We start from the raw sequence: 20,936 nt of genomic DNA, 5'->3' as shown, positions 1-20,936 counted from the left end.
CTCAAGTGTCGCCTAGTGCCCGGTGGGGCGCCCGGCGTTTTCCGGGCGTCCGGTCAGACGCCTGGCGTGGTCAAGGTGGGCGCTCAGCTGCTTCTGGATACGGTCGGTCGCCTCGTCCAGCGCCTTGCGGGTCCGCCGTCCGCTGCCGTCGCCCGCCTCGAAGGGATCCCCGAAGACGACGTCGACCCGGCTGCGCAGCGGGGGCAGCCCCTTGGTCAACCGGCTGCTCTTCTCGGAACTTCCCAGGACCGCCACCGGAACGATCGGTGCCCCGGAGCGGACCGCGAAGTAGGCGAGCCCGGCGCGCAGCGAGGCGAAGTCGCCGTCGCCCCGGGTGCCCTCGGGGAAGATCCCGAGCACGCCGCCGCCCGACAGGACGCCGAGGGCGTCGGTGATGGCGGTGCGGTCGGTGGTCTCGCGGTCCACCTTCAGCTGGCCGATGCCGAGCAGGAAGGGGTCGAGCGGGCCGATGAACGCTTCCTTCTTGATCAGGAAGTGGGTGGGCCGGGGCGCCACGCCCATGACCATCGGGCCGTCGATGTTGTGCGAGTGGTTCACGGCGAGGATCGCCGGGCCGGTCGCGGGGACCTTCCAGGCGCCGAGCACACGCGGCTTCCACAGCCCGTACATCAGGCCGACGCCAATACGGCGCCCGATGTCGGCGCCCCTCTCGGAGGGTGGGGTCACTTGGCGTCCCGCTTCTCCTCGACGAGGGTGACGACGCACTCGATGACCTGCTGGAGCGTGAGGTCGGAGGTGTCCACCTCGACCGCGTCGTCCGCCTTGGCGAGCGGGGAGGTCTTCCGGCTGGAGTCGGCCGCGTCCCGCTTGAGCAGGGCCTCGCGGGTGCTGTTGACGTCCGCGCCCTTCAGCTCACCGCTGCGGCGGGCGGCCCGCGCCTCCGGGGAGGCGGTGAGGAAGATCTTCAGATCGGCGTCCGGCAGCACGGTGGTGCCGATGTCGCGTCCCTCGACCACTATGCCCAGCTCGGCGGCGGCCGCGATGGAACGCTGCAGCTCGGTGATCCGGACGCGCACCTCGGGCACCGCGCTGACCGCGCTCACCTTGGAGGTGACCTCCTGGGTGCGGATGGGGCCCGCGACATCGGTCCCGTCGACCGTGATGGCTGGTGCGGACGGGTCGGTGCCGGAGATGATCTCCGGCTTCCCCGCCACGGCGGCGATCGCGGTCGGGTCCGTGATGTCGATGCCGTTGCTCACCATCCACCAGGTGATCGCCCGGTACTGCGCGCCCGTGTCCAGGTAGCTGAGACCCAGCTGCGCGGCCACGGCCTTGGAGGTGCTCGACTTGCCCGTGCCGGAGGGGCCGTCGATGGCGACAATCACTGCCGGGGCGGTCCGGGCGGCGCCGTTTTCCACGGTGGAGACACCTTCCTGGTGCGGGGTGGAGGTCTGTGCGGGGCACGATCGCGCCCCGCACCAGGTTACTGGCTCCACGGACCCCGTATTACTGGCCCTTCCCGGGCCCACGACGCGGGAAGGGTCACAAGCCCGGTAACGGCCGAGAGCCGGGCAAGCCCCGGCGTCGCCCCGCGGCGGCTACTGCCGCAGCGCCCAGCCCCGCACCGATCCTCAACGCCGCGCTCGCACTGCTCGGCGCCAGGGCGCCTCCCAGGCTTCGCACGGCTGCGCCGGCCTCCGGCCGTCGGCGACAGTCGATGAGCCATCGCCACAGCTCGCCGCGCAGGCCACCCGTGCCGGACGACGGCCTTACTGCCGCAGCGCCCAGCCCCGCTCCCGCAGGGCCGCGCTCAGTACCGGCACCGCCTTCGGCTCGACCATCAGCTGCACCAGACCGGCCTGCTGTCCGGTCGCGTGCTCGATGCGTACGTCCTCGATGTTGACCCCGGCCTTCCCGGCGTCGGCGAAGATGCGGGCCAGCTGGCCCGGCTGGTCGTCGATGAGGACGGCCACGACCTCGTACGCGCGCGGAGCGGAACCGTGCTTGCCGGGGACACGGACCTGGCCCGCGTTGCCGCGCCGCAGGACGTCCTCGATACCGCTCGCGCCCTCACGGCGCTTGGCCTCGTCGGAGGACTGGAGGGCGCGCAGGGCCTGCACCGTCTCGTCGAGGTCGGCGGAGACGTCCGCGAGGAGGTCGGCCACCGGGCCCGGGTTGGCGGAGAGGATGTCGATCCACATCCCGGGGTCGGAGGCCGCGATCCGGGTCACGTCACGGATGCCCTGTCCGCAGAGCCGTACGGCCGCCTCCTCCGCGTGCTGCAGACGCGCGGCGACCATGCTCGACAGCAGGTGCGGCATGTGTGAGACGAGCGCGACCGCGCGGTCGTGGGCGTCGGCGTCCATGACGACGGGGACGGCACGGCAGTGCGACACCAGTTCCAGGGCGAGGTTCAGCACCTCGGTGTCCGTGTCCCGGGTGGGGGTGAGCACCCAGGGGCGGCCCTCGAAGAGGTCGCCCGTCGCGGCGAGCGGGCCCGACTTCTCGCGGCCCGACATGGGGTGCGAGCCGATGTACGGGGAGAGGTCGAGGCCGAGCGCCTCCAGCTCGCGGCGCGGGCCGCCCTTGACGCTGGCGACGTCGAGGTAGCCGCGCGCGACCCCGCGCCGCATGGCGTCCGCGAGCGTCGCCGCCACATGTGCGGGCGGGGCCGCCACGATCGCGAGGTCCACGGGCCCACCGGGCGCCTCGTCCGTGCCGGCGCCGAGCGCGGCCGCCGTACGGGCCTGCTCCGGGTCGTGGTCGGTGAGGTGCACGACGACGCCCCGCTGGGCGAGCGCGAGGGCCGCCGACGTACCGATCAGCCCGGTTCCGATGACGAGCGCGGTCCTCACTGGGCGATGTCCTTGCGCAGCGCGCCGGCGGCGCCCAGGTAGATGTGCGCGAGGTCGGCGCGGGGCTTGTCGGACTCGATGTGCGCGAGAACACGTACGACCCGGGGCATCGCGCCCTCGATGTCCAGCTCCTGCGCGCAGATCAGCGGCACGTCGACGATGCCGAGCCCCCGCGCCGCGGCCGCCGGGAAGTCGCTGTGCAGATCGGGCGTCGCGGTGAACCAGATGCTGATCAGATCGTCCGTGGTGAGGCCGTTCCGCTCCAGGATGGCGGTGAGCAGCTCGCTGACCTGCTCGTCCATGTGGCCGGCCTCGTCCCGTTCCAGTTGGACGGCGCCCCGGACCGCTCGTACCGCCACGGTGTCACTCCTCGCTGAGCCGATCTGCGTGCTCGTCGCATCTCGTCGTGCTCGTCGCACTCGTCGTTTCTCGTCGTATCTCTTCGTGCCTCGTCTTGTCACACCAGCGTAGTCAGGCCACAACGCGTGAGTGCGCGGCGCCCGCCTGACGAGACGGCCGCCGCGCACCGGGCACGGCTCAGAACGACTGCTGCTGGATGATGTCCTCCAGGGAGGAGCCGGCCTGCGGGAGCTCTCCGTCCGGGGTCAGCTTGTCGACCGCCTGGGGCAGGTGCTGGGCGATCTGGTCGGCGGCCTGCTGAGGGCTGACGCCGGCCTGTTCGGCAACCTTGTGGAGCGTGTCGTTCGGCAGCGCCTGGGCGATCTGCGCGCCGCTCACCGCTTTGTTCTCGCCGGTACCGACCCACGACTGCGCCTGCTCCATCAGTCCGGACTTGGTGAGCATCTCCATCAGTCCGCCCAGCGGGCTGCCGCCGCTGCCGCTCGAACCGCCGCCGCTCAGGGCCCCGAGCAGGGCGCCGAGGACGTTGCCGCCGCCGGAAGAGCCGCCCTGGCCGCCGAGGAGACCGCCGAGCAGGCTGCCGAGATCGTTTCCCGCCATGGTCACGCCTTTCGAATGGGCGGCCGGGAGCAGATCACTGCCCGGCCTCGGATGCTGCCAATGTCACCTGAATCGGCCTATTCCGCTACTTGGGGTGAGAACGCCCCAGTGCGCCTCTGGACGTGGCGGCGCCGGTCCGCTCTCATGGGGCAGGACACTCGCCTCGGGGGAGGCCTGTATGAAGCGCTCCGGACCTCTGCTCACGCTGCTCGCGGGGCTGGTGCTCGCCCTGTTCATGCTGACGCTCAACGCGACGACCGGGACGAGGAGCACATCGTCCCAGCAGGAGGCGTCGCCCAGTCCGCCACCCACTCCCAAGGTGTCGGCGAGCCCGACGCCCACCGGAACGACGGCGCCTTCCGCGATCCCGTCCGCTTCGAGGAGCACACCCGCGAACGCCGACTACGCGGGCCGTACCGACGACGAGTCCTCCTCGGTCGCCGTCTCCCTGCGCGACGGCAGGGCGATCGCGTACTTCTGCGACGGCCGGAGCAAGGAGTCGTGGCTGAAGGGTGACGTCAAGGACGACGGCACCATGAAGCTCACCGGCAAGCACGGCGCCACACTGGACGGCACGCTCAAGGACGGCAGGAGCATCCGCGGCACCGTCGACCTCGACGGGCAGCGCTACGCCTTCACCGCCGGCAAGACGGTCAAGCCGTCCGGGCTGTACCGCGCGACGGCCACGGTGCGCGGCGCCAAGATCGACGGCGGCTGGATCGTGCTGCCCGGCGGCAAGCAGGTCGGCGTCCTCGACCGTGACGGCACGCCAACAGCGGCGCCCACGATCGACCCGCGGACCGGCGCCGTGACGGTCGACGGACAGACGATCACCGCACAACCCGTGACTCCATGACTCCACGTCTCTATGTCTCCACATCTCCACATCTCCACATCTCCATGTCTCCGCGAGTCCGCGGGTCCGATGCCCCTCTTCCGGCCCCTCTTCCGGCCCCTCTTCCGGCCCTCCTCATCTTCCGCAGGGAGCGTTCATGACCGTGGATCCGAACGCCGCCACCCAGGGCTTCCCTTCTCACCCGCCGGCCCACCGGCGCCCGAGCGCGGCCCGCTATCTCGTCCCGGCCCTGGTCGCGGCGGCGGTCGCGGTCGGTCTCGGCGTGTACGGCAAGGAGCACGACCCGACGGGGACCGCCTTCAATCTCGCGGGGTTCAGCAGCACCGCAGCGGTGAAGTCATGGCTGGCGACGACGGCGTTCGCCTTCGCGCTCGTGCAGCTCGTCTCGGCGTTCATGGTCTACGGGAAACTGCCGGGTCCGAGCTGGGCGCCGGTGCTGCACCGCTGGTCGGGGCGGGTCGCGTTCCTGGTGGCGGTGCCGGTCGCGGTGCACTGCCTGTACGCGTTGGGCTATCAGACGTACGAACCGCGCGTGCTGTGGCACTCGCTCCTGGGTTGCTTCTTCTTTGGTGCATTTAGTGCCAAAATGCTCCTGCTCCGCTCGGAGCGACTGCCCGGCTGGCTACTGCCGCTGGTCGGAGGACTCGTCTTCGTCGTCCTCACGGCCATCTGGCTGACGTCGGCTCTCTGGTTCTTCCGCACCTTCGGAGTGACGACATGACCAACCCCCCGGCGCGGCGCACGGTACTCGGAACGGGCGCGGCCGCCGCCCTGCTCATGGGGTGCAGCAAGTACGGCGACAACAGCAGTTCGTCGGAGTCCTCCCCCACCGCGGCCGCGTCCCCCAACGCGTCCACGGTCGGCTCCGCCGCCCCCTCCGGCGGTCAGGAACTGGCCAAGACGAGCGACATCCCGCTCGGCGGCGGCAAGGTCTTCAAGGACCGGAAGGTCGTGGTCACCCAGCCGAAGAAAGGCGAGTTCAAGGCCTTCTCCGCGATCTGCACCCATCAGGGCTGCACGGTGAACCGCGTCGCCGACGGCACCATCGACTGCCCCTGCCACGGCAGCAAGTACCGCATCGCCGACGCCTCGGTGGCCCATGGCCCGGCCACCCGTCCGCTGCCCGCGGAGAAGATCACGGTAGAGGGAAATTCGATCCGCCTGACGTGAGCCGGCGCGTACGCTCCTGGCCATGCATGACCATGACGAAGCCCTGGTGCGCGACCACACGATCTACTCCTGTGTGATGGGCTCGCGCGCCTTCGGCCTCGCCACGGACGACAGCGACACGGACCGTCGGGGCGTGTTCCTCGCCCCGACACCGCTCTTCTGGCGCTTCGAGAAGCCGCCGACGCACGTCGAGGGTCCGGCCGAGGAGCAGTTCAGCTGGGAGCTGGAGCGCTTCTGCGGTCTCGCGCTGCGCGCCAACCCGAACATCCTGGAGTGCCTGCACTCCTCCTTCGTCGAGTACGTCGACGACACGGGCCGCGAACTCCTCGCCCTGCGCGAGGCGTTCCTCTCCCGTCGGGCGCACGACACGTTCACCCGTTACGCCCTGGGCCAGCGCAAGAAGCTGGAAGCGGACGTCAGGCAGCACGGCGTCCCACGCTGGAAGCACGCCATGCACCTGCTGCGTCTCCTCATGAGCTCCGGCGACCTGCTGCGCACCGGCGCCCTGACGATCGACGTCGGCGACCGGCGCGAGGCGCTGCTCGCGGTGAAGCGCGGCGAGGTCTCCTGGCCGGAGGCCGAGGCCTGGATGTCCCGGCTGGCGGACGAAGCGGACGAGGCGGCCACGCGCAGTCCCCTTCCCGCCGAACCGGACCACGCCCGCGTCGAGGACTTCCTCGTCCGCGTACGCCGCGCCTCAGCCCTCCAGACGGACCCTGACGACGAACGCGTGCAGGGCCTCGTACACGGACGGCACGTCCGGCAGCCCTGACCCGTCCTGCGCCGCGTCCAACACACCGTGCAGCCGCTCCACGTCGTCGGCCACGCGCGCGTGGTCGACGTCCGCGTCCCCGTGCTCCCGCTCCGCCTTCGCGGCGATCAGGTCGGGCAGATACGCGGGAGCCTCCCCGACCTCCCCGACCAGCGTGCGCAGATCGGCCCGCACCTCGCCGCTGCGCATCAGATGGATGCCGGTGAGCAGCACCCGGAACGTGTAGAGCAGCGGTTTGAGTTCGCCGGTCTTCTCGAAGAGCCGCCACTGGGTGGCCGCGAAGCCCCGGTAGTGGTGGGCGTGATGGCTGGTGAGGACCCCCGGGGCGAGCGAGACCAGCTCGCGGTGCGCCTCCCCGCTGTGCACGACCAGCGGCGACAGCAGCTGCTCCAGCACATAGCCGTTGCGGCGCAGCATCAGCCGTACGAACTTGCGCAGGTCGTGGGTGACGAGGTCCATCTCGACCCCGTCCCGGTCCCACATCCGCGACCGGGTCTCCTCCGGCTCGCGCAGGCCGACCAGTTCGGCCGTCGGCAACAGGTGCACACCCCGCAGGTCGACATCCGAGTCGCGTGACGGGAAGCCGTACAGATGTGCCCCGGAGACGGTGGCGAACAACACCGGGTCGGGCTGCTCGGCAACCACTGCCGTCAAGTCGATGGCCAGGACGTCGTCGATCATCGCTCAAGCATCCCAGAGCGCCCCCAGGGACATGAGGTCGCTCTGGTACTCGATGCGGTCGGCCCACTCGGTCGGCCAGACGTCCGAGCCGTGGTGCGCGCCCGCGAACGCGCCCGCCAGGCAGGCGATGGAGTCGGAGTCGCCGGAGGTGCAGGCCGCGCGGCGCAGCGCGGTGACGGGCTCGTCGACGAACTGCAGGAAGCAGAGCAGCCCGGTGGTGAGCGCCTCCTCGGCGATCCAGCCGGCGCCGGTGGCCAGGCACGGGTCGCTCTCCGGCGAGGCGGTGCGTACGGCGTCCCGGAGGCGGTCGAGGGCCTCCAGGCACTCGACCCAGCCGCGCTCGATGAAGTGCTCCGGCGTGGGGTCCTGGCTGCGGGTCCACAGGTCGCCGAGCCAGCGGGAGAGGTAACGGCCGCGGTTCTCCTGGGCGTAGGAACGCAGGAGTCCGACCAGTTCGGCCGGTTCGGCGCCGCCGGCGAGGAGCCATACCGCGTGGGCGGTGAGATCGGAGGCGGCGAGCGCGGTCGGATGGCCGTGGGTGAGCGCGGCCTGCAACTGAGCGGCGCCCGACCGCTGTTCGTCACTGAGCCCCCGTACGAGCCCCACGGGCGCCACGCGCATGTTGGCCCCGCATCCCTTGGAGTCGATCTGGCTGGCGTCCTGCCAGGGGCGGCCCTCGGTCTTCAGCAGGTTGCACGCGACCAGGCAGGTACGGCCGGGCGCCCGGTTGTTGTCGGGCGACTGGTACCAGTCCACGAACTCCTCACGCACCGGCCGTTCCATCCGCAGCGGTGTGAGCAGCCCCCGGTCCATGGCCGTGCGCAGCCCCCGCCCCAGCGCCAGCGTCATCTGCGTGTCGTCCGTGACGATCGCGGGCCGCGGCAGCTTCATCTCCCGCCAGGGGCCGCACTTGGCGAGGATCGACGGTACGTCGCTGAACTCGGTCGGGAATCCCAGCGCGTCGCCGAGGGCGAGACCGAGCAGGGACCCGGTGGCGGCGTGCTTCGCGAGCGTCGGGGTGGTGGTCATTCAGGGCCGTCCTTCCGAAGGGGGACGCAGCAGGGGCGGGTGCAGGGCGGTGGCGCCGCCCGCGCGGTAGAGCGCGGCGGGTTTGCCGCGGCCTCCGGTGAGGCGAGCGGCCCCCGGGACCCGTTCGACGAAGCCCGGCGTGGCGAGGACCTTGCGCCGGAAGTTGGGCCGGTCGAGCGCGGTGCCCCACACCGTCTCGTAGACCCGCTGCAGCTCGCCGAGGGTGAACTCGGGCGGGCAGAAGGAGGTGGCGAGACAGGTGTACTCGAATTTGGCGCCGACGCGTTCGTGGGCGTCGGCGATGATGCGGTCGTGGTCGAAGGCGAGCGGACCGCAGGCGTTGTACGGCAGCCAGCGGGCCTGTGCCGCGTCACCGCCGCCGTGCGGCTCGGGCAGGTCCGGGAGCAGCGCGGCGAACGCGACGGAGACGACCCGCATTCTCGGATCGCGGTCGGGCTCGCTGTAGGTCCGCAGCTGTTCCAGATGGAGGCAGGAGACGTCCGACAGCCCGGTCTCCTCGGCGAGCTCGCGCCGGGCGGCCGTCTCCGCGGACTCCTTCGGCAGCACGAAGCCGCCGGGCAGCGCCCAGCGGCCGGCGTACGGTTCCTGCCCCCGTTCGACGAGCAGCACCTCCAGCTCGCCCGCACGGACGGTCAGGACGGCGAGATCGACGGTGACGGCGAAGGGTTCGAAGGCGTACTTGTCGTAGCCCTCGGGGGCGAGACCTCCCCTTGCGCGCAACTCACCCGCCCCCGATTCCGCACGAGCGACAGCCACTTTAATAGTCACTGCGACTATAAAAAGGCGGGCCTGCCCCCACAAGCCCCCGGACGCAACCGCGGCGCATCCGTGGCAGAAACCCCTCAGCGGCCCCTGGAGCGCGCCGGACGGCCGCCTCGCACCCCGAACGCCCGGGAGGGGCGGGAGGGGCGGGAGGGCGGCCGGAGGGCCCACACGGCCCTCCAGGGCCGCGGGGCGGACCCTGGGCGGGCAGGGCCTAGAGGTCGACCTCGCGCATGAGCATCCCGACCTCGGTGTTCGACAGGCGGCGCAGCCAGCCCGACTTCTGGTCGCCGAGGGTGATCGGGCCGAAGGAGACGCGCACCAGCTTGTCGACCGGGAAACCGGCCTCCGCGAGCATGCGGCGCACGATGTGCTTGCGGCCCTCGTGGAGGGTCACCTCGACCAGGTAGTTCTTGCCGGTCTGCTCGACGACCCGGAAGTGGTCCGCCTTCGCGTACCCGTCCTCCAGCTGGATGCCGTCCTTGAGGCGCTTGCCCAGGTCGCGCGGGATGGGGCCCACGATGTGCGCGAGGTAGACCTTCTTCACGCCGTACTTGGGGTGGGTCAGCCGGTGCGCCAGCTCGCCGTGGTTGGTGAGCAGGATGACGCCCTCGGTCTCGGTGTCGAGCCGCCCGACGTGGAAGAGCCGCGTCTCGCGGTTCGTCACGTAGTCACCGAGGCACTGCCGGCCCTCCGTGTCCTCCATGGTCGAGACCACACCGGCGGGCTTGTTCAGCGAGAAGAACTGGTACGACTGCGTGGCCACGGTCAGCCCGTCGACCTTGATCTCGTCCTTCTCCGGGTCGACGCGCAGACCCTGCTCCAGGACGATCTCGCCGTTGACCTCCACCCGGGCCTGCTCGATCAGCTCCTCGCAGGAGCGCCGGGAGCCGTAGCCCGCGCGCGCGAGCACCTTCTGCAGGCGCTCGCCCTCCTCCTCGGCCCCGGGGTGGGTCCTGGGCGTCTTGACCTCCGGCTTGCCCGCGTACCGGTCCCGGTTGCGCTCCTCGGCCCGCGTCTCGAACTCGCGGGAACGCGAGGGCTCCGTACGGCCGCCGCGCTGCTGGCCCTGCTTGGGGCCGCCCTTGGCGCCGCCGCGGGCCGCGTTGCCGCGCCCTGACTTCGGGCCTTCGTGGGACGCGGCGGGGCCTACGTCGTAGCGGCGCTCCTCGGGGCGGGGCTTGCCGGCGCGCTTCGGCTGGTCGTCGCGCCCTCCCGCGCTCCTCGGCTGGGAGCCGCCCCCACCGGTCCCCCGGGGGTTGCCGCTCCCACCGGTCCCGCGAGGACTGCCGCTCCCACCGGTCCCGCGGGAACCGCCGCCTCCACCGGACCCGCGGGGACTGCCACCCCCACCGGTCCCGCGGGGGTTGCCGCGCCCGCTGTTCCTGCCACTACCACTGCCACTGCTTCGCATCAAAGTTCCGTCGTCGTCGTGTCGTCTGCATCTGCATCCGGTGCATCCGGATCGAACGACGGGACCCCTTCCAGCGTCTCGGCCTCGATCGCGTCCGCCTCGGGGAGGAAGGGCGCGAGCTCCGGGAGCTCGTCCAGACCGCGTAGGCCCATTCGCTCCAGGAAGTAGTTCGTCGTCACGTACAGGATCGCACCTGTTTCGGGTTCCGTGCCCGCCTCCTCGACCAGACCGCGCTGCAACAGGGTGCGCATCACACCGTCGCAGTTCACTCCGCGGACCGCCGAGACCCTGGATCGGCTGACCGGCTGGCGGTACGCGACGACCGCCAGGGTCTCCAGCGCCGCCTGGGTGAGCCGGGCCTGCTGCCCGTCGAGAACGAAGCGTTCGACGGCCGCCGCGTACTCGGGCCGGGTGTAGAAACGCCAGCCCCCCGCGATGAGCCGTAGCTCGAAGCCGCGGCCCTGAACGGTGTACTCGTCGGCCAGCTCGCGCAGCGCGTCCTTGATCTGCCGCTTCGGCCGCTCCAGGATCTTGGCGAGGTGCTCCTCGGTCGCGGGTTCGTCCACGACCATGAGGACGGCCTCCAGGGCGGGCTTGAGGTCGAGGTCGGCGACGGTGCGCAGGCCCCCCGGGGTGTCGGTGGTCTCCTGGCTCACGCCTTCTCCTCCTTGGCGCCGTCCTTGGTCTCGTCGGCCTTGGCCGGCTCGGGTTTCGCTTCTTCGGGGGGTCGGTCGAACTCGTCCGTCACCTTCGGCTGATCGTCGTTGTCCCCGCCCGTCCAGCGCACCATCAGCTCCCCGAGGGCCTCCTCCTGGTCGAGGGCGACGGCCTTCTCCCGGTAGAGCTCCAGGAGGGCCAGGAACCGGGCCACGACGGTGAGGGTGTCCTCGGTGTCCGCGACGAGCACGCGGAAACTGGCCTCCCCGAGCGCCCGCAGCCGCGCGACCACGATCCCGGCCTGCTCCTGCACACTCACCAGCGGGGCGTGGATGTGGTCGACGTACACCTGCGGCTTCGGCTTGGGCTGCATCGCCTTCACCGCGAGCCTGGCGAATCCTTCCGCCCCGATGCTGATGACCACCTCGGGCAGCAGCTCGGCGTGGTGGGCTTCCAGCCCGACGGTACGGGGGTAGCGGCGGGCCTCTTCCTCCAGCCGGGAGTTGAAGATGTCCGCGATCTGTTTGTACGCGCGGTACTGCAGCAGCCGCGCGAACAGCAGGTCCCGCGCCTCCAGCAGCGCCAGGTCCGCCTCGTCCTCGACCTCGGCGGCGGGCAGCAGCCGTGCGGCCTTGAGATCGAGCAGGGTGGCCGCGACGACCAGGAACTCGGTCGTCTGGTCGAGGTCCCAGTCGGGGCCCATCGCCCTGATGTGTGCCATGAACTCGTCGGTGACCTTGGACAGCGCGACCTCGGTGACGTCCAGCTTGTGCTTCGAGATCAACTGAAGCAGCAGGTCGAACGGCCCCTCGAAGTTCGAGAGCCGCACCTTGAACACCCCGTCATCGCCCCCACCGGAGGCCTCGGCCTGCACGGGAGGCTCGGGCAGCGGCTCGTACGCCGCGTCCGCCGAAGGTCCGGGAGGCTCGGGCGGCAGCCCGGGCGCCGCATCGGAGGAAGGAGGTGCAGGGGCCTCGTGCGCGGAAGGCCCGGGCGCCGTCGCCGCCGCGGCCTCAACCGGCTCCTCAGCCGACTCGCCCCGGCCTCCGTCGATCCCCTGAGTCGGTTCGACCCGGCCCTCGGCCATCTCTTCCGCAGACCCGGCCCGGCCTTCGGCCATCTCCTCGGCCGGAACCGGTGTCGTGCCCGGTCCCCGTCCCAGCGCACGCCGACGGCCGGCGGAGCCGGCTGCGGGGGCAGGGACGTCGTTCGAGGTCATAGCCGTCGCAGGCTACCGCTACCGCCCGCGCAGCCGTCGTACGAGGATGCTCGCGTCACCGCGGGATTCAAGATCGGCGAGCACCACGGCGACCGCCTCGCGGACGATCCGCCCGCGGTCGACCGCGAGCCCGTGCTCCCCGCGGAGCACCAGCCGGGCGTGCTCAAGGTCCATGAGCTCCTCGGCGGACACGTACACCGTGATCTTCTCGTCGTGCCGCTCCCGCCCGCTGGGCCGCCGGTTGGCGGCGCGGGAACGCTTGCCGCGGGCGGACTGCCCGCCGCCGGCTTCCTGGGTCGCCTGGCGCCGCGCCGAGCGCTCCGGGGCCGTACCCCGGCTGCGGGACTCCCCCGCGTCGGCGTCGGAGTCGGCCGCGACGTGTTCGTCGCCCTCCCCGTCGCCGCCCCGCACGGGCACCGACTGCGGCACGTCCTCCCCGGCGGCGGCCGGGTCGCTCTCTCCGGCCGGAGCCGGTACCCGGGCCTCTCCGTTGGCCCGGCGGGTGGGAGTGGATGCCTGGAGCGCCATGCCCCCGGTGGTACGGAACAGTTCGTCGGCCCCCGGCAGACTCACTCGGCGTGACACCGGGCGAGCACCTCCCTGGCGAGCTGGCGATAGGCGGCGGCACCGACGGAGTTGGAGGCGTACGTGGTGATCGGCTCACCGGCGACGGTGGTCTCCGGGAAGCGGACGGTCCGGCCGATCACCGTGTGGTAGACGTGATCGTCGAAGGCCTCGACCACGCGCGCGAGCACCTCACGGCTGTGCACCGTGCGGGAGTCGTACATCGTGGCGAGGATGCCGTCGAGCTCCAGCTCGGGGTTGAGCCGCTCCTGGACCTTCTCGATGGTCTCGGTGAGCAGCGCGACACCGCGCAGTGCGAAGAACTCGCACTCCAGGGGCACGATCACCTTGTGGGCCGCCGTGAGGGCGTTGACGGTGAGCAGGCCGAGCGAGGGCTGACAGTCGATCACGATGTAGTCGTAGTCGGCCATCAGCGGCTTCAGCGCGCGCTGCAGCGTGGACTCGCGCGCGACCTCGGACACCAACTGCACTTCGGCGGCGGACAGGTCGATGTTGCTGGGCAGCAGGTCCATGTTCGGGACCGCCGTCTTCAGGAGCACCTCGTCGGCCGCCATGCCCCGCTCCATGAGCAGGTTGTAGACGGTGAGGTCGAGCTCCATCGGGTTGACGCCGAGGCCCACGGAGAGCGCGCCCTGCGGGTCGAAGTCGACGAGCAGGACCCGGCGTCCGTACTCCGCGAGCGCGGCGCCCAGGTTGATGGTCGACGTCGTCTTGCCGACGCCGCCCTTCTGGTTGCACATCGCGATGATCGTCGCGGGGCCGTGGCTGGTCAGCGGACCCGGGATCGGGAAGTAGGGCAGCGGGCGACCGGTCGGACCGACGCGCTCACGGCGCTGACGGGCCGCGTCGGGCGCGAGCGTGGCCGCGTACTCGGGATCGGGCTCGTACTCGGCGTCGGGGTCGTAGAAGTGCCCCTCGGGCAGTTCGTCGTAGTCGGCGAAGTGGGTGCGGTTCTCGCCACTTCCGTTGCCGGCCATGGCGTTCACGTGATGGCCATCCATGCTCGGGTGTGCTGTCTGAGTCATCCGGGGACTCTGATGGGCTGCGAAGGTTCGGACAGCGACGGAGCCGACAGCCTCGAGCCCCGTGGGGCCCTGGCCCCGCGCCGGCATTCCTGGTTGACCACCCCCGGGAGTAAATGTCGACTCATTCACAAGTCGTCTTACCTCCTTGGTGACCAGGAAACTTCTAGATAGGTCAGCGTGGCACCATGCCGACGATTGGCGACTCTATGGCGTGTCACCGCTCCGCAGCAACACAATCCGCCGTACCCGACCCGATGTGTCGGCAACCGAACACCCCTCTGTCAAGGGCGTAAGGCCGTCGCACAGCAGGTTTCACGGGTGTGCGAATCGGTTAAAGAGTTACGTTCGTGGCGAGTTGAACGAGTGTCGCAAAGTGACCCGACACACATCCGGCCGGACCTCACTGGGCAAGGTCCGGCCGGGTGCGGAGCGTTGACGACCTGTGTTGACGTATCGCCTTTTGCCGATCGATGGGTCAGCCGGCCGCCCGTCCGGTCACCCTTCGGCGGTTCAGCCGAGCAGGGAGTCGAGCTCCACGTACTCCAGCCCGTGCGCCTCCGCGACCTCGCGGTAAACGACCTTGCCGTCATGCGTGTTGAGGCCCTTGGCCAGCGCGCGGTCGCGGCGCAGCGCCTCGGCCCAGCCGCGGTTGGCCAGTTCCACGATGTACGGCAGCGTGGCGTTGGTCAGCGCGTACGTGGAGGTGTTGGGCACGGCGCCGGGCATGTTGGCGACGCAGTAGAAGACCGAGTTGTGGACCGGGAAGGTCGGCTCGGCGTGGGTGGTCGGCCGGGAGTCCTCGAAGCAGCCGCCCTGGTCGATCGCGATATCGACAAGGACACTTCCCGGCTTCATCCGCGAAACGAGCTCGTTGGTGACCAGCTTCGGGGCCTTGGCGCCCGGGATGAGGACGGCGCCGATGACGAGGTCGGCCTCAAGGCAGGCCTTCTCCAGTTCGAAGGCGTTGGAGACGACGGTCTGGATCTTCGTGCCGAAGATCTTGTCCGCCTCCTTGAGCTTGTTGATGTCACGGTCGAGCAGGGTCACCTGGAAGCCCATGCCGATGGCGATCTGCGCGGCGTTCCAGCCGGAGACGCCGCCGCCGATGACGACCGCCTTGGCCGGCAGCACACCCGGCACACCGCCGGGCAGCACACCGCGGCCGCCGTTGGCGCGCATCAGGTGGTAGGCGCCGACCTGGGGGGCGAGGCGGCCCGCGACCTCGGACATCGGGGCGAGCAGCGGCAGCGCGCGGGTGGCCAGCTCGACGGTTTCGTACGCAATCGCCGTGGTACCGGACGTCAGGAGCGCGTCCGTGCACTCCTTGGAAGCGGCCAGGTGCAGATAGGTGAAGAGGGTCTGGTCCTTGCGGAGGCGGTGGTACTCCTCCGCGATGGGCTCCTTGACCTTCAGCAGCAGGTCGGCGGTGGCCCAGACCTCGTCGGCGGTCTCCAGGATCTGCGCACCGGCGGAAACGTACTCGTCGTCCGTGATCGAGGAGCCGACACCGGCGTTGCGCTCGACGACGACCTGGTGGCCGTTGCGCACCAGCTCGTGCACACCTGCGGGGGTGATGGCCACCCGGAACTCGTTGTTCTTGACCTCGCGGGGGATGCCGACCTTCACGTCGATCACGGTCCTTGGCTCAGAGGGTTCTGGGGCTGTGCACGGCCGGGGCGATGCAAGCCGGGGCAATGCATGTCATACCCGGATACATGGGGGCGCACCGGGAGACACCACGAAAGAGCGCGGCGGAGCCAGTCTAATGAAGGGGTTCTCTCTGTCTAGCCTTTCAATGCGTCAATCTTCGTCGGATGTACTACGGATTTCGTAGGCGTTAGCGTCTTGTTCCGTGCCTTCTGCGCCTGCCACGCCCTCCGCACCTTCCTTGCCGCCGTCGCCGCCGTCGCCGCCGTCGCCACCGTCGCCGCCCTCGTCTTCCGTGCCTTGCCCGCCCTCCGTGCCTGCGGTGCCTTCCCCGGTCGTCGCGCTCGCCGGAAGCTCGTCGCCCAGCATGCGTTCGGCCGCCTTGCGGTGCAGCCGCGCGGCGGCGGGGTCGCCGAGCCGGTCCAGGGTGTCGGCCAGCCGGAGCTGCAGCGCGGCCTGCAGCCGGAGGTCGTCGGCGCGGCGCGCCCACTCGACCGCCTCCTGGCAGGTGCGCAGCGACTCCTCGGGCCGTCCCGCGTACTCCTGCACCCGCGCCAGCTCGCTCAACGCCCGCGCCTGGGCGGCCACATCGCCGTTCCTGCGGTGCCCGGTGACGGCGGCGCGCCAGTTGCGCAGCGCCTCGCCGTAGCGGCCCGCGTAGGTGTGCACGGTGGCGATACGGCCGTACAGCCGGGCGGCGTCCACACCCTCGTCCCGCGCCAGCCGCTGGGCGAGCGCCCTGCCGTACCAGTCGGCGGCCCGGTCGTAGTCCCCCAGCTCCTGGTGGGCACCGCCCACGGATTCCATCGCGCGGCCGGTCGCGTACGGGTCGTTCGCGGCGCGTCCGGCGTCCAGGGCGGCCCGGTAGCGGGCCAGGGCGTCGTCCGTACGGCCGGTCTGCGCGTCCAGGTCCGCCAGGTTCAGCAGGGCCGCGGCCTGCTCGCGGGCCAGGCCGCGGCGCTCGGCGACGTCCAGGACGAGCCGGTGGACGACATACAGCTCGGGCGCCGCGGCCCGGGTGCCGAAGTGGGCGACCATCGCCCGCACCAGCGCGGCCATCAGCCGCCGGGCCAGGGTGTCCAGCTCCCCGTCCGCGACCGCGAGCCGGGCCGCGGCCAGCAGCGCGGGCTGCCGGATGCGCAGCCAGTCCTCGGCCGCCCTGGGGCTGGGGAAGCGCAGCTCGCGGGGCAGTTCGGCGAGCTTCTCGCGGGCGGGCGAGTCGGTCTCGGTGATGGCCCGGCAGGACACCAGCAGCCGTACGGTCCGCTCCAGCATCCGGGCGCGGGCCAGCTGCAGCTCCGCCGGACGGTCGTGGGTCTCGGTGAGGGAGCGCAGCAGCGGCTGCAGACAGCCGGGCACCTCGTACTGCGGCAGCGGCGAGTCGACACGCCGTACCAGGCCGAGCCCGACGAGGTCGTCCAGCGTGGCCCGGGCGGCGTCCACCGAGCAGCCGGCGAGCGCGGAGGCGGTGTGCGGGTCGACGAGACCGGCCGGGGCGAGGGTGAACAGTCGCAGGGTCCGCGCGGCGGCGGCGGACAGCGCGCCGTAGGCGAGCCGGAAGATCCGGGCGAGCGGGGTGCCCTCCTCGCCCTCGGTGCGCAGCTGCTTGGCGAGGTCGGCGACGGCCGAGGTCGGTCGGGCCGCGAGCCAGCCGCCGGCCAGGCGCAGGGCGGCGGGCTGGCCCGCGCACTCCTCGACCAGTCCTTCCGCGGCGAGCGGGTCGACGGTGATGCGCACCGAGCCGGTGAAACGGTCGACCAGTTCGAGCGCGGACTTGGTGTCGAGGCCGCCCAGGGTGCAGGGGCGGACGTCCGCGATGCCGGTCAGCGGCCCTCCGGAGACCGCGACGACCAGACACTCGGGGGTCTCCGGCAGCAGGGCGTCGACCTGTTCGGCGTCGGCCGCGTCGTCGAGCAGAAGCAGGGCGCTGCGGGTGGCGAGTGCCTCGCGCACCGCCTCGCTCAGGTCGTCGGCGGCGGCCCCGGCCGGTGCGGGCAGCTCCAGGGCGGTCAGCAGCTCCCGAGCGGTGCGTTCGGTGGGCACGGGGGTGCCGTCGGGGTCGGTGAGCCGGGCGCGCAGCACCCCGTCCGGGTAACTCCCCGCAACCTGCCGTACGAGCTCCTCGGCGAGCGCGGTGCGGCCCGAGCCGGGTCTGCCGGCGATGAGCAGCACGCGCGCGCGAGGCGCCTTGCGGCCGGCCAGGGTGTCCAGGCCCGCGCGTTCGATGTCCGCCCGGAGTTCCTTCAACTCTCTTGGACGGCCGAGGAACTGACCCTCCGTGGGAGCGGACCCGGCGGCCGGACGCCGCCCTCCTGACGACACCTTCGTGCCGCCTGTGCCCACCGCCTGATCCGCCACGGGCCACGCTCCCGTCCCACTGCGCGCGCAAGCCCGCCGGGACTCCGGTTCGGGCGTTTCCAGAGCCTAGTTCACGCTCTGCGACGATCCGTGCGGAGCGCGGCGGCGACATCCCCTGATCGGATCAACCGATCGTAGGACTGATATGTGCCGTTCCCCGTCGGATCGCGGGAGAGCGGGCGCCGGCGCGTGTCAGGCCTCGAAGGGGCGGGCCGGCCAGGGCGCCTCCGCCGGGCGCAGGGTGTCCAGTCCGTCGCCGTTGCGCGCGGCGAGCAGGGAGAGGACACCCACCACGAGGCAGTTGTTGTGCAGGTCGCCGGCGAGCACCCCGCGGACGAGTTCGTCGACGGGGACCCGGGCCAGCTCCATGTCGGCCTCTTCGTCCTCGACCTCGAAGCGCTCGCCCTCCGCCTCGGAGAGATCACGGGCGAGGAAGATCCGGACGGCCTCGGAGCAGCCGCCGGGCGTGGTGTAGACGTCGGTCAGCACGCGCCAGCTCTCGGCCTTGACGTGCGCCTCCTCGTACAGCTCGCGCTGGGCCGCGTGCAGCGGGTTCTCGCCGGGGATGTCGAGGAGTCCGGCCGGGATCTCCCACAGCTTGTGGCGCACGGGGTGCCGGTACTGGCGCAGTACCAGCACGCGGTCCTGGCCGTCGAGGGCGACGACGGCCACCGAGCCGGGGTGGACCTGGTAGTCGCGGCGGGCGACCGAGCCGTCGGGCATGACCACGTCGTCGGTGCGGACGGAGGTCTTGTTGCCGACGAAGGGGGTCGCGGTGGCCCTGACTTCCCACTCCTCGGGGGTGTCCTTGATCGTCATGTCGCCCTGTCCCTCCTACGCACCGAACGAAAACCGGGGCACGTGTCCCAAAAGACCCGTACCCCGGCCACCGTACAGCCCCTGTGTCACTTGCCCGTCTTGCGCTCCACGGCGGCCTTGACCAGGCCCGCGAAGAGCGGATGCGGGCGGGTGGGGCGGGAGCGCAGCTCGGGGTGCGCCTGGGTCGCGACCAGGTAGGGGTGCACCTCGCGCGGGTACTCGACGTACTCCACCAGCTTGCCGTCCGGGGAGGTGCCGGAGAACTGCAGACCGGCCTTCTTCTCCAGCTCGCCGCGGTAGGCGTTGTTCACCTCGTAGCGGTGGCGGTGGCGCTCCTCGACGTACTCCTTGCCGTCGTACACCTCGCGCACGATCGAGCCCTCTGCCAGCTTGGCCGGATACATGCCCAGGCGCATCGTTCCGCCCATGTCGCCCTCGCCCGCCACGATGTCGAGCTGCTCGGCCATGGTGGAGATGACCGGGTGGGCGGTGGCGGAGTCGAACTCGGTGGAGTTGGCGTCCGGAATGCCGGCCAGATTGCGCGCGGCCTCGATCACGATGCACTGCAGGCCCAGACAGAGGCCGAGCAGCGGGATCCTGTTCTCGCGGGCGTACTGGATCGCGCCGACCTTGCCCGAGACACCGCGGTCGCCGAAGCCGCCGGGGATGCAGATCGCGTCGACGTCACCGAGCTGCTTGGCCGCTCCCGCCGGGGTCTTGCAGTCGTCCGAGGTGACCCACTTGATCTTCACTCGGGCCTTGTTGGCGAAACCGCCGGCGCGCAGGGCCTCGGTGACCGAGAGATAGGCGTCGGGCAGGTCGATGTACTTGCCGACGAGCGCGAGGTTGATCTCGTGCAGCGGGTTGTGGACGCGGTCGAGCAGGTCGTCCCAGGCCGTCCAGTCCACATCGCGGAAGGGCAGGTCCAGCTTGCGGACGACGTACGCGTCCAGGCCCTCGGTGTGCAGGACCTTCGGGATGTCGTAGATCGACTTGGCGTCGATGCACGCGACCACGGCCGCCTCGTCGACGTCGCACATCAGCGAGATCTTCCGCTTGATGGCGGTGGGCACCTCGCGGTCGGCGCGCAGCACGATCGCGTCCGGCTGAATACCGATGTTTCTGAGGGCCGCGACCGAGTGCTGGGTCGGCTTGGTCTTCAGCTCACCGGAGGGGCCGATGTAGGGCAGGAGCGAGATGTGGACGACGAACACGTTGTCCCGGCCGACCTCGTGCCGCACCTGGCGGACGGTCTCCAGGAAGGGCAGCGACTCGATGTCGCCGACCGTGCCGCCGACCTCGGTGATGACGACGTCCACGTCGTCGGTGGCCATGCGCCGGATACGGTGCTTGATCTCGTTGGTGATGTGCGGGATGACCTGCACGGTGTCGCCCAGGTACTCACCGCGCCGCTCCTTGGCGATGACCGTCGAGTACACCTGGCCGGTGGTGACATTGGCCGAGCCGTCCAGATCCACGTCGAGGAAGCGCTCGTAGTGACCGATGTCCAGGTCGGTCTCGGCCCCGTCGTTGGTGACGAACACCTCGCCGTGCTGGAACGGGTTCATGGTGCCCGGGTCGACGTTCAGGTACGGGTCGAGCTTCTGCATGGTGACCCGCAGGCCCCGCGCCTTGAGCAGCGCGCCCAGGCTGGAGGCGGTCAGGCCCTTGCCGAGGGAGGAGGCGACACCCCCGGTGACGAAGATGTGCTTGGTCGTCGTGGCTGTGCTGCTTCGAAAAGCAGCGGGCGGCATGGCCAAAGGGGGGCTCCCGTGGTCGCGGTCTGGAGTGCGTACCGGCGTGGTGTCCGAAGATCTCCGGAGGTGCCGTCGCTGCGGTTCGGGGGTTTCATGCCCACCGGTCCACGGGCTACCAGGGTATCAGCGACGCGACGAGGCCGCTTCCGGCCACGCTCCGCACACGTGCGGGCACAGCCCTCACACAGCACTCACTCGATCGGACCACTCGGGTTGCCTGGAGCGGCACGCGGATCTTCCAGGTGCGTCGTATCCTGCTCGGACACTCGCTGCCGAGCCCGGCCGGCACACGGCACCATCCCCGCCCGTATCCCGGAACAACGAGAGCTCGTCAGTTCGTTTCGCAACGACAATCGCACCAATAATTTGACGTTCCGCAACGACGCTT

21 protein-coding genes are annotated in these 20,936 nt (G+C 71.0%); 4 read left to right on the top strand and 17 right to left on the bottom strand.

From position 1 onward, the window contains the following. Window positions 1-12: 12 nt before the first annotated feature. The 5 genes from RV986_RS40270 to RV986_RS40250 all read right to left on the bottom strand — a co-directional run bounded on the left by RV986_RS40270 (window position 13) and on the right by RV986_RS40250 (window position 3,809). Window positions 13-726, bottom strand: a complete 714-nt coding sequence (locus RV986_RS40270) for a lysophospholipid acyltransferase family protein (protein ID WP_475922113.1) — start codon at window positions 724-726, stop codon at window positions 13-15. Further along, the gene (gene cmk, locus RV986_RS40265) at window positions 684-1,379 is read right to left on the bottom strand and encodes a (d)CMP kinase (RefSeq protein ID WP_475922112.1); all 696 of its coding nucleotides are present in this window, start codon (window positions 1,377-1,379) and stop codon (window positions 684-686) included. The genes RV986_RS40270 and cmk overlap by 43 nt, the downstream gene beginning before the upstream one ends. A gap of 351 nt (window positions 1,380-1,730) precedes the next feature. Continuing rightward, window positions 1,731-2,816, bottom strand: coding sequence for a prephenate dehydrogenase (locus RV986_RS40260; RefSeq protein ID WP_475922111.1), 1,086 nt, complete (start codon window positions 2,814-2,816; stop codon window positions 1,731-1,733). Next, the gene (aroH, locus tag RV986_RS40255; RefSeq protein WP_475922110.1) at window positions 2,813-3,175 is read right to left on the bottom strand and encodes a chorismate mutase; all 363 of its coding nucleotides are present in this window, start codon (window positions 3,173-3,175) and stop codon (window positions 2,813-2,815) included. Before aroH ends, RV986_RS40260 begins: the two co-directional genes overlap by 4 nt. 178 nt (window positions 3,176-3,353) lie before the next feature. Continuing rightward, entirely contained in the window at window positions 3,354-3,809 is a 456-nt protein-coding gene (locus tag RV986_RS40250) for a YidB family protein (RefSeq protein ID WP_475924608.1), read from the bottom strand. A gap of 145 nt (window positions 3,810-3,954) precedes the next feature. Between RV986_RS40250 and RV986_RS40245 the strand changes: the two genes are divergently transcribed. From RV986_RS40245 to RV986_RS40230, 4 genes are all read left to right on the top strand, one after another. Further along, a complete protein-coding gene (locus RV986_RS40245) occupies window positions 3,955-4,632 on the top strand; it encodes a hypothetical protein (protein WP_475922109.1) in 678 nt (225 codons plus the stop codon). 136 nt (window positions 4,633-4,768) lie between these two features. Continuing rightward, entirely contained in the window at window positions 4,769-5,353 is a 585-nt protein-coding gene (locus RV986_RS40240; RefSeq protein ID WP_475922108.1) for a DUF6529 family protein, read from the top strand. After that, complete coding sequence (locus tag RV986_RS40235; protein WP_475922107.1) at window positions 5,350-5,802, top strand: Rieske (2Fe-2S) protein; 453 nt, start codon at window positions 5,350-5,352, stop codon at window positions 5,800-5,802. Before RV986_RS40240 ends, RV986_RS40235 begins: the two co-directional genes overlap by 4 nt. Window positions 5,803-5,824: 22 nt before the next feature. Next, window positions 5,825-6,574: a nucleotidyltransferase domain-containing protein gene (locus tag RV986_RS40230; RefSeq protein WP_475922106.1), complete on the top strand. Its 750-nt coding sequence runs from the start codon at window positions 5,825-5,827 to the stop codon at window positions 6,572-6,574. Here the strand turns inward: RV986_RS40230 and RV986_RS40225 are convergent. The 12 genes from RV986_RS40225 to RV986_RS40170 all read right to left on the bottom strand — a co-directional run bounded on the left by RV986_RS40225 (window position 6,500) and on the right by RV986_RS40170 (window position 20,545). Continuing rightward, a complete protein-coding gene (locus RV986_RS40225; protein WP_475922105.1) occupies window positions 6,500-7,255 on the bottom strand; it encodes a nucleotidyltransferase domain-containing protein in 756 nt (251 codons plus the stop codon). The genes RV986_RS40230 and RV986_RS40225 overlap by 75 nt on opposite strands. A gap of 3 nt (window positions 7,256-7,258) precedes the next feature. Further along, window positions 7,259-8,284, bottom strand: a complete 1,026-nt coding sequence (locus RV986_RS40220; protein WP_475922104.1) for an ADP-ribosylglycohydrolase family protein — start codon at window positions 8,282-8,284, stop codon at window positions 7,259-7,261. Beyond that, a complete protein-coding gene (locus tag RV986_RS40215) occupies window positions 8,285-9,025 on the bottom strand; it encodes an NUDIX hydrolase (RefSeq protein ID WP_475922103.1) in 741 nt (246 codons plus the stop codon). 256 nt (window positions 9,026-9,281) lie between these two features. Further along, window positions 9,282-10,481, bottom strand: a complete 1,200-nt coding sequence (locus tag RV986_RS40210; protein ID WP_475922102.1) for a pseudouridine synthase — start codon at window positions 10,479-10,481, stop codon at window positions 9,282-9,284. Then, window positions 10,481-11,137, bottom strand: coding sequence for an SMC-Scp complex subunit ScpB (gene scpB, locus RV986_RS40205; protein WP_475922101.1), 657 nt, complete (start codon window positions 11,135-11,137; stop codon window positions 10,481-10,483). The genes RV986_RS40210 and scpB overlap by 1 nt, the downstream gene beginning before the upstream one ends. Next, window positions 11,134-12,357 (bottom strand): segregation and condensation protein A, encoded by a 1,224-nt coding sequence (locus RV986_RS40200; protein WP_475922100.1) that lies wholly within the window; start codon window positions 12,355-12,357, stop codon window positions 11,134-11,136. The genes scpB and RV986_RS40200 overlap by 4 nt, the downstream gene beginning before the upstream one ends. A gap of 18 nt (window positions 12,358-12,375) precedes the next feature. Then, entirely contained in the window at window positions 12,376-12,942 is a 567-nt protein-coding gene (locus RV986_RS40195; RefSeq protein ID WP_475922099.1) for a hypothetical protein, read from the bottom strand. Beyond that, window positions 12,927-14,054: a ParA family protein gene (locus RV986_RS40190; RefSeq protein ID WP_475922098.1), complete on the bottom strand. Its 1,128-nt coding sequence runs from the start codon at window positions 14,052-14,054 to the stop codon at window positions 12,927-12,929. Before RV986_RS40190 ends, RV986_RS40195 begins: the two co-directional genes overlap by 16 nt. 423 nt (window positions 14,055-14,477) lie before the next feature. Continuing rightward, window positions 14,478-15,602 carry an alanine dehydrogenase gene (gene ald / locus RV986_RS40185; RefSeq protein WP_475922097.1) on the bottom strand — a complete coding sequence of 375 codons (1,125 nt, stop codon included), beginning with the start codon at window positions 15,600-15,602 and terminating at the stop codon, window positions 14,478-14,480. Window positions 15,603-15,767: 165 nt separating this feature from the next. Continuing rightward, window positions 15,768-17,972 carry a tetratricopeptide repeat protein gene (locus tag RV986_RS40180; RefSeq protein WP_475922096.1) on the bottom strand — a complete coding sequence of 735 codons (2,205 nt, stop codon included), beginning with the start codon at window positions 17,970-17,972 and terminating at the stop codon, window positions 15,768-15,770. 192 nt (window positions 17,973-18,164) lie between these two features. Then, complete coding sequence (locus tag RV986_RS40175; protein ID WP_475922095.1) at window positions 18,165-18,791, bottom strand: NUDIX domain-containing protein; 627 nt, start codon at window positions 18,789-18,791, stop codon at window positions 18,165-18,167. Between the two features lie 86 nt (window positions 18,792-18,877). Further along, on the bottom strand, window positions 18,878-20,545 hold the full coding sequence (locus RV986_RS40170; RefSeq protein ID WP_475922094.1) for a CTP synthase: 1,668 nt from the start codon (window positions 20,543-20,545) through the stop codon (window positions 18,878-18,880). Window positions 20,546-20,936 lie beyond the last annotated feature (391 nt).

The organism is Streptomyces sp. RLA012, from assembly GCF_056270325.1.
Note: the sequence above shows the minus strand (reverse complement) of the source record. Positions and strands in the feature narration are given on the sequence as shown.